This is a genomic window from Smaragdicoccus niigatensis DSM 44881 = NBRC 103563 (genome assembly GCF_000380645.1).
Taxonomy (GTDB): Bacteria; Actinomycetota; Actinomycetes; order Mycobacteriales; family Mycobacteriaceae; genus Smaragdicoccus; species Smaragdicoccus niigatensis.
Window position 1 is genome coordinate 962,813 of sequence record NZ_AQXZ01000019.1, and the last position, 801, is coordinate 963,613.

The following is an 801-nucleotide window of genomic DNA, read 5'->3' on the forward strand; positions in this document are numbered from 1 at the left end:
ACGACACGGCTGGGCGGCGGTTCGGAGCACGGGCGACTCGCTCCGACAGAAATCTGGGCGTCCGCACCGCAGACAGCAATCGTTCGGCAATAAGCAGAGGGCACGCGATCGACTCACTAGGCTCGTAGAATCGGACATTCCCACGAATGCGGATACGTCCGATACGGACCCCGACCGCCAAGGAAGCCACCTCGTGAAGATCACGACAATTCGTCGCCTCGCCACACTTATCCTCGCTGCACCCATTGCCACAGTTGTCATCGGCGCAATCAGCACTCCCATCGCGTCCGCCGCGCCGCCCATCCAGTACAACCACTGCTACGCCAACGGCACCACCCACCTCAAAGCCAAATTCGGCTCCGCGCAATGCTCCGCAGACGGCAAAGGCAACCTTGCCATCGCGTCAGGACCGAACGCCGAAGCCAAGGCGGTGACGGGAACAAGCAACAAGGCAACCGCGTCCGGGAGCTACGCCTACGCCGAAGCCGGACTCGGCAGCAACAACACCGCGACCGCCACGGGACCCGTCGCACTTGCCGTCGCTGGTATCGGAAACAACAACACCGCAACCTCCACGGGCGACCACGCGACTGCCGTCGCTGCCAGCGGAGACAACAACACCGCAACCGCAAACGTCGGTGGCGGATATGCCGATGCCGGTTACGGGAACAACAACACCGCAACCTCCAACGGCGTGTGCAGCGCGATTGCATATGGCGACGACAAGAACGTCAGCTGCAATTAGGACTGACCTGGACCACGATATTCCGCGGTGATCGCGGAAGATCGTGGTCCAGGCGG

1 protein-coding gene is annotated in these 801 nt (G+C 62.3%); it reads left to right on the forward strand.

The window, feature by feature from the left end:
- The first annotated feature begins 193 nt into the window (after positions 1-193).
- A complete protein-coding gene (locus tag F600_RS0125755; protein WP_018163559.1) occupies positions 194-745 on the forward strand; it encodes a hypothetical protein in 552 nt (183 codons plus the stop codon).
- The last annotated feature ends 56 nt before the right edge of the window (positions 746-801 follow it).